The following is a 5,716-nucleotide window of genomic DNA, read 5'->3' as shown; positions in this document are numbered from 1 at the left end:
GGCGCCCGGGGTGCGGGCGCCGAGGCGACAGGTGACGGGCGCGGGCGCCCGAGAGGCGCGTACGAGCACCCAGGCGACGGAGGCGGGCGCCCACGCGACAGGTGACGGCCACGAGCGCCCTGTGGCAGGCGCGGGCGCCCAGGTGGCAGGCGCAGGCGCCACTGCGTTGTCGTAACCGCCGACTACGCTCGGCGCATGGCTCTCAACACGTCCCCGGACGCGCCCATCCCCGTCGGGGAGGTGTCGCGGCTCATCGGTGGGTGGATCGACCGACTCGGTGCCGTCTGGGTCGAGGGGCAGATCACGCAGCTGTCCCGCAGGCCCGGCGCCGGCGTCGTCTTCATGACGCTGCGCGACCCGTCGCACGACATCTCGGTGAGCGTCACCTGCTACCGCCAGGTGTTCGACGCGGTGGCGGACGTCGTGTCCGAGGGCGCCCGCGTCGTCGTACGCGCCAAGCCCGAGTGGTACGAGCGGCGGGGGCAGCTGTCGCTGCGGGCCGCCGAGATAAAGCCGGTCGGCGTCGGTGAACTGCTCGCGCGGATCGAGCAGCTGAAGAAGAACCTGGGCGCGGAGGGACTCTTCGCGCCCGAGCGCAAGAAGACGCTGCCTTTCCTGCCGCAGCTCATCGGCCTGGTCACCGGCCGCGCCTCGGCCGCCGAGCGCGACGTCCTGGAGAACGCGCGGCACCGCTGGCCCGCCGTCCGCTTCGAGGTGCGCAACGTCCCCGTCCAGGGGGTGCACGCGGTGCCGCAGGTCGTGCAGGCCGTGCAGGACCTGGACGGCCACGCCGAGGTCGACGTGATCATCGTGGCGCGGGGCGGCGGCAGCGTGGAGGACCTGCTGCCGTTCTCCGACGAGCAGCTGGTGCGCGCGGTGGCCGCGTGCCGTACGCCGGTCGTGTCCGCCATCGGCCACGAGCCGGACAATCCGCTGCTCGACCACGTGGCGGACCTGCGCGCCTCCACTCCCACCGACGCCGCGAAGAAGGTCGTGCCGGACGTCGGCGAGGAGTACGAGCGCGTGCAGTGGCTCCGGGACCGCGCCCGGCGCAGCATGGACGCCTTCCTCGACCGGGAGACCCGCGGCCTCGCGCACGCCCTGGGCCGCCCCTCCATGGAGCACCCGCACCGCATGGTCGAGGAGCGCGAGGAGCAGGTCGCCGCGCTCGTCGACCGCAGTCGGCGCACGCTCGGGCACCTCCTCGACCGGGCGGGCTCGGAGCTGACGCACACGCACGCGCGCGTGGTGGCCCTCTCCCCCGCCGCGACCCTCCAGAGGGGGTACGCGGTGCTGCAGAAGCCGGACGGCACGGTCGTCCGGGCGCCCGCGGAGGTGGACGCCGACGACGAGCTGCGGGCCCGCGTCGCCGAGGGCACCTTCACCGTACGAGCGGTACCGGCCGGGGAAACCGCACACAATGACGACAATGCCGAGATTTAGGGTGGGCGCATGACCAGCAAGACGGACGAGGCAGCGGACTCCAGGGGCGCCACGGACTCGCTCGGCTACGAGCAGGCGCGGGACGAGCTGATCGAGGTGGTGCGCCGCCTGGAGACCGGCGGGACCACCCTGGAGGAGTCACTGGCGCTCTGGGAGCGCGGCGAGGAGCTGGCGAAGATCTGCCGACGCTGGCTCGACGGCGCCCGCGCCCGGCTCGACGCGGCCCTGGCGGGCCCGGAGTTGGGGGACGAGGAGGCGGACGGCGACCCCGACTCCTGAGGCCGCTCCCCACGGGGCTCCGCACAAAACAGCGCTGACCTGCGGTTTGTGAACCGGATCACCTAGCTCCAGCTTTGATTGAAAGTTGAACAGTGGCGGCGTACTGTCGTATCCGTCGGCCCGGTGACGGGTTCGGCAGACACCCCGTACGTTCAAGAAGGTTGATTCATGTCTCTCGCACTTGACCCCGCCGCCCAGGACCTGCTCTTCCGCGAGGCCCGCACCGCGAACACCTTCACCGATGAGCCGGTCACCGACGAGCAGGTCCAGGCGATCTACGACCTGGTCAAGTACGGCCCGACCGCCTTCAACCAGTCGCCGCTGCGCGTCACGCTGGTCCGCTCCCCCGAGGCCCGCGAGCGCCTGGTGCAGCACATGGCCGAGGGCAACCGCCCGAAGACCGCCGCCGCCCCGCTCGTCGCGATCCTCTCCGCGGACAACGAGTTCCACGACGAGCTCCCGGCGCTGTTCCCGCACTTCCCGCAGGCCAAGGACGCCTTCTTCTCGGAGCGCCCGGTCCGCGAGCAGGCCGCCCAGCTGAACGCCTCGCTGCAGGCCGCGTACTTCATCGTCGGCGTGCGCGCCGCCGGTCTGGCCGCCGGCCCGATGACGGGTTACGACGCCGCCGGTCTCCAGAAGGAGTTCCTGGACGGCGACCACACCCCGCTGATGGTCGTCAACATCGGCAAGCCGGGCGCCGACGCCTGGTTCCCGCGCTCCCCGCGCCTGTCCTACGAGGACGTCGTCACCACGGTCTGAGCGACCCCGCTCGCACCGACCGCGTGACACGCGAAGGGCCCCCGGCACACCGCCGGGGGCCCTTCGTGCGTCTGCCGGTGCGGCCGCCGCGCGGGATCAGGCCATCTTCAGCGACTCGGCCATCTTCGTCAGCTGCCCGAAGGACGCCGTGCCCGTGACCACCGTCGTGGCGCCCTTCTCGCTGAACACCAGGGCGTCGTACTTGTCGCCCTCGTAGCGCTGCCAGGTGCGGCCGCCGATCTCCTCGGTCGCCTTGGTCTTCGTGGCGTTGTGCGTGACCTTCTTGATGAAGGTGCGCGGCTTGTCGGTCGACTGCTCGATCGCCACGTACTCCTCGTCCGGGTCGAGGAAGCCCAGGTGCCAGGTGTCGTGGTCGGCGCCGTTGAACCGCACGGACGTCGGCTTCCACGCCTTGGCCAGGCCCTCGGGCGCCGCCACGGGATAGGCCGCGGCCCGCCGGGCCGTCAGGAGCTCCACGCGGTAGTCGACCCGCTTCACGGAGCTCTTGGACTCGTTGTGCGGGATGAAGATGTAGATCACACCCGCAGCGAGTGCGATCACCACCAACGACCACAGCATGTTCTTGACGGTCTGAGTGCCTTGTCTTCCTGCCACGCCTACATGCTCTCAGGCGCCGGACGCGCGCCTTCCCCCGGTCTCGCCGTCGGCCACCCCCACCGCTCATGCGTGGGGCCCTCTGCTCATTTTGTCGGCCTACGGATAGAGTCGTTCACAATCCCTCATCCGGCCGTCGTCGTATCAAGCAGAAAGGTGCGCTCCGATGACCGAGCATCATCTCCCCTCCGAGCTCGAGGTTTCTCCCGAGGCTCCCGACCGCAACCTCGCCCTGGAGCTCGTCCGGGTCACCGAGGCGGCCGCCATGGCCGCGGGCCGCTGGGTCGGCCGCGGCGACAAGAACGGCGCGGACGGCGCCGCGGTCAGGGCCATGCGCACCCTCGTCCACACCGTCTCGATGAACGGCGTCGTCGTCATCGGCGAGGGCGAGAAGGACGAAGCCCCGATGCTCTTCAACGGAGAGCGCATCGGCGACGGCACCGGCGCCGAGGTCGACATCGCCGTCGACCCGATCGACGGCACGACGCTGACCGCCAAGGGCCAGCCGAACGCCATCGCCGTGCTCGCAGCCGCCGACCGCGGAGCCATGTTCGACCCGTCCGCCGTCTTCTACATGGACAAGCTGGTCACCGGCCCGGAGGCCGCGGACTACGTGGACATCAACGCGCCCGCCTCGGTCAACATCCGCCGCGTCGCCAAGGCCAAGAACTCCTCGCCCGAGGACGTCACGGTCATGATCCTGGACCGCCCCCGGCACGAGGGCATCGTCAAGGAGATCCGCGAGACCGGCGCCCGCATCAAGTTCATCTCCGACGGCGACGTCGCGGGCTCGGTCATGGCCGTCCGCGAAGGCACCGGCGTCGACCTGCTCATGGGCATCGGCGGCACCCCCGAGGGCATCATCTCGGCCTGCGCGATCAAGTGCCTCGGCGGCGTGATCCAGGGCAAGCTGTGGCCCAAGGACGACGCGGAGCGCCAGCGCGCCATCGACGCGGGCCACGACCTGGACCGCACGCTCTCCACGGACGACCTGGTCAAGGGCGACAACGTCTTCTTCGTCGCGACCGGCATCACCGACGGCGAGCTGCTGCAGGGCGTCCGCTACCGCGCGGCGACCGCGTCGACGTCGTCCCTGGTCATGCGCTCCAAGTCGGGCACGATCCGCAAGATCGACTCCGACCACCGGCTCTCGAAGCTGCGCGCGTACAGCGCGATCGACTTCGACCGCGCGAAGTAGCGCCGACCGCGCGGAGCCGCACCGGGCACCGAGCGGTCCGTACGTCGATGGGGGCGCCCCGTGCGGGGGACGCCCCCATCGTCGTACGCGACAGCTAGCCCGCGGCCGCTATGCCCGCCGCGTGCGCCGCCTTCTTCAGCTCCAGGTCGCGCCGCCGGCGGCGGGCCAGGACCACGCGGCGCTCGGCGGCGGTGAGACCGCCCCACACGCCGTACGGCTCGGGCTGCAGGAGGGCGTGCTCCCGGCACTCGACCATGACGGGACAGCGGGCACAGACGCGCTTGGCGGCCTCCTCGCGCGACAGCCGCGCCGCGGTCGGTTCCTTGGACGGGGCGAAGAACAGTCCCGCCTCGTCACGGCGGCAGACGGCCTCCGTGTGCCACGGGGCGTCATCGTCCCGATCTCGCACTGGCTCACGCTGGGCCGGAACAGCGGCTACCTGCAGAGACTGGTGCGACGACGGTTGCAGCACGGTCTACTCCTGACGACGGCTTCGCGAGCGAGAGACGATGCAGCAAGCTCTACCCGCTGTGTGCGCGCCTATGCACTGAGTTCCGAGTCCGGAAGTCCGGCCTCCCCGTGACCGTCCGTGCGCTCTCAGCGTCCGAGGTGCTTGCGCAGCTGCTGGTGCAGATCGCGGACGATCTTGCCGCGCTTGGGCCGGGCCTCGATGCTGCCCAGGATCGCCGTGCCGTCCACGAAGACGACCGGGGCGTCGTGATCGGGGGAGTCGAGGGTGTCCACCTCATAGCTCCCGAGGATGCCCGTGCCGCTGCCTCTCAACGAGACGTTCTCCGGGACGCGGACGTCGACCGAGCCGAAGATCGCGACCGCCTTGATGACCACCTGGCGCTGCTCGAAGATCGCCTCGCTCAGGTCGATCTCGACGCTGCCGAACACGGCATACGCATGGGTGCGCCGGGCCACGCGCCAGCGGCCGCGGCGCACGGAGGCGCTCAGCACCGCGACCAGGTTCTCGTCCGCGACCGGCGGGACGACGCCCGGCGAGGGCCTGGAGGGTGCGGGCTCGGGGGTGCGACGGGCGGCGGGCGGCGGCTCGTGCGCCGCGGGCAGGTCCCGGACCAGCGGCTCCAGCTCGGCCGTGGTCTTGGCGCGATAGACCCCGTCGATCCGCTCGGAGTGCTCCTCGGCGGTCAGGCGCCCCTCGGCCAGGGCCTCGCGGAGGATGTCCGCGGTGCGGTCCCGGTCGGCGTCGGAGGCACGGAGCACTGGGGGCTGCTTTTCGAGGTCCACGCGAGCAGCGTACCCAAACGCGATAGATCGCGACTACCCCTGTGGACAACCTGCTCCCCCGACGCCCGGCCGCCCCTCCCCACCCCTGTGGACTACCCGCTCCCGGTGACTGAGCCTTACCTCACAAACCCGTCCGGGTCGGCGCGCTCTACGCTGGTTGGCGCGTCG

General features: G+C 71.3%; 7 protein-coding genes. 4 read left to right on the top strand and 3 right to left on the bottom strand.

Annotated elements, in window-relative coordinates:
* The first annotated feature begins 195 nt into the window (after positions 1 to 195).
* The 3 genes from xseA (at position 196) to AOK03_RS31475 (ending at position 2,481) form a co-directional block, all read left to right on the top strand.
* Positions 196 to 1,443, top strand: coding sequence for an exodeoxyribonuclease VII large subunit (gene xseA, locus AOK03_RS31485; protein WP_055568779.1), 1,248 nt, complete (start codon positions 196 to 198; stop codon positions 1,441 to 1,443).
* Between the two features lie 9 nt (positions 1,444 to 1,452).
* Positions 1,453 to 1,722, top strand: a complete 270-nt coding sequence (locus AOK03_RS31480; protein WP_055568778.1) for an exodeoxyribonuclease VII small subunit — start codon at positions 1,453 to 1,455, stop codon at positions 1,720 to 1,722.
* A gap of 168 nt (positions 1,723 to 1,890) precedes the next feature.
* Positions 1,891 to 2,481, top strand: a complete 591-nt coding sequence (locus tag AOK03_RS31475) for a malonic semialdehyde reductase (RefSeq protein ID WP_055568777.1) — start codon at positions 1,891 to 1,893, stop codon at positions 2,479 to 2,481.
* Between the two features lie 96 nt (positions 2,482 to 2,577).
* Here the strand turns inward: AOK03_RS31475 and AOK03_RS31470 are convergent, their stop codons facing one another.
* Complete coding sequence (locus AOK03_RS31470) at positions 2,578 to 3,096, bottom strand: DUF4245 domain-containing protein (RefSeq protein WP_079075065.1); 519 nt, start codon at positions 3,094 to 3,096, stop codon at positions 2,578 to 2,580.
* Between the two features lie 166 nt (positions 3,097 to 3,262).
* Between AOK03_RS31470 and glpX the strand changes: the two genes are divergently transcribed.
* On the top strand, positions 3,263 to 4,294 hold the full coding sequence (gene glpX, locus AOK03_RS31465; RefSeq protein WP_055568775.1) for a class II fructose-bisphosphatase: 1,032 nt from the start codon (positions 3,263 to 3,265) through the stop codon (positions 4,292 to 4,294).
* Between the two features lie 94 nt (positions 4,295 to 4,388).
* Here the strand turns inward: glpX and AOK03_RS31460 are convergent, their stop codons facing one another.
* Together AOK03_RS31460 and AOK03_RS31455 are read right to left on the bottom strand one after the other, a co-directional pair.
* Positions 4,389 to 4,766: a WhiB family transcriptional regulator gene (locus AOK03_RS31460; protein WP_055568774.1), complete on the bottom strand. Its 378-nt coding sequence runs from the start codon at positions 4,764 to 4,766 to the stop codon at positions 4,389 to 4,391.
* A gap of 125 nt (positions 4,767 to 4,891) precedes the next feature.
* Positions 4,892 to 5,548, bottom strand: a complete 657-nt coding sequence (locus AOK03_RS31455; protein WP_055568773.1) for a DUF1707 SHOCT-like domain-containing protein — start codon at positions 5,546 to 5,548, stop codon at positions 4,892 to 4,894.
* Positions 5,549 to 5,716: the final 168 nt, after the last annotated feature.

The organism is Streptomyces atriruber (genome assembly GCF_001418325.1).
Classification (GTDB): Bacteria; Actinomycetota; Actinomycetes; order Streptomycetales; family Streptomycetaceae; genus Streptomyces; species Streptomyces atriruber.
The sequence above is the reverse complement of the archived record's forward strand: the minus strand, read 5'-3'. Positions and strand labels throughout refer to the sequence as shown.

What these genes read in the sequence shown, in the direction of transcription:
- AOK03_RS31480 (WP_055568778.1), top strand. Translation starts at nt 1,453, where the DNA reads ATGACCAGCAAGACGGACGAGGCAGCGGACTCCAGGGGCGCCACGGAC.
- glpX (WP_055568775.1), top strand. Translation starts at nt 3,263, where the DNA reads ATGACCGAGCATCATCTCCCCTCCGAGCTCGAGGTTTCTCCCGAGGCT.
- AOK03_RS31475 (WP_055568777.1), top strand. Translation starts at nt 1,891, where the DNA reads ATGTCTCTCGCACTTGACCCCGCCGCCCAGGACCTGCTCTTCCGCGAG.
- xseA (WP_055568779.1), top strand. Translation starts at nt 196, where the DNA reads ATGGCTCTCAACACGTCCCCGGACGCGCCCATCCCCGTCGGGGAGGTG.